At 32.1% G+C, this 524-nt stretch carries 1 pseudogene; it reads right to left on the bottom strand.

Annotation, left to right across the window (positions count from 1 at the left end):
- A pseudogene (locus tag IM290_RS21490) lies at nt 1–524 on the bottom strand (hypothetical protein); the annotation flags it as partial.

Below are 524 nucleotides of genomic sequence, written 5' to 3'. Positions count from 1 at the left end.
AGACAGATCATTTTCAATGTAATAATTACTATCATTATATGAGCTTTCAATTTTACCCAAGAAAGCCACATATACTAATTTAAAGTGGTTTGTCTTAAATAGAAACTTATCATTTTCATCCGGCATCCCAAAAAAGAAAACCGTCAGGTATTTTTTAGCATTCCTTTTATCTTTAAGTCCCTTATAATACCTATCAGCTTCCTTTCTTTGCTTTTCATATTCCTTCCAAAACACATCCTTCTGACTTTTATTCCAGTCAGAAACATCAATTTCAAGCGTAAATGGTTTTTGCGTCTTCTTATCCCTTGCGAGGAAAGTAATACAATGTTTATCTGAATCTTCATGCAGACGAATATTAGACTGGACTACACCGTAATAAATAGCAGGTTTGTAATAACGTATGTTGTTTTTGTAAAAAATAAGTTGAAATGTATCTTTATAAGATCGCGTGCCATATGGAGGGATTGATAGCTGTTCATTATGATTGCTATTATTTATGTAATAGTCAACGACTGGCTTAATAC

It is taken from the genome of Enterobacter cloacae complex sp. S1 (genome assembly GCF_014930525.1).
GTDB classification, from domain to species: Bacteria; Pseudomonadota; Gammaproteobacteria; order Enterobacterales; family Enterobacteriaceae; genus Enterobacter; species Enterobacter hormaechei_C.
This window is presented reverse-complemented; position numbering and strand designations above follow the sequence as displayed.